The following is a 246-nucleotide window of genomic DNA, read 5'->3' as shown; positions in this document are numbered from 1 at the left end:
GTGCAGCACATCGTGAGTTCGGTGGAAGGCAAGCTCAAGCCCGGCGTGAGCAACTTCGACGTGCTGCGCGCGACCTTCCCGGCCGGCACGCTCTCGGGTGCGCCGAAGGTGCGCGCGATGGAACTCATCGACGAACTCGAACCGGGGAAGCGCGGCCTCTACGGCGGCGCGGTCGGCTACCTCTCGTTCAACGGCGAGATGGATCTGGCGATCACGATCCGCACGGGCGTGATCCACTACGGCAAT

At 65.9% G+C, this 246-nt stretch carries 1 protein-coding gene; it reads left to right on the top strand.

The window, feature by feature from the left end; all coding sequences use genetic code 11:
- Window positions 1–246: chorismate-binding protein (locus tag SB751_RS34020; RefSeq protein WP_410749500.1), on the top strand; the 246-nt coding region annotated here is incomplete at both ends.

It is taken from the genome of Cupriavidus sp. SIMBA_020, assembly GCF_046535395.1.
In the GTDB taxonomy this organism is placed as follows: domain Bacteria; phylum Pseudomonadota; class Gammaproteobacteria; order Burkholderiales; family Burkholderiaceae; genus Cupriavidus; species Cupriavidus campinensis.
The sequence above is the reverse complement of the archived record's forward strand: the minus strand, read 5'-3'. Positions and strand labels throughout refer to the sequence as shown.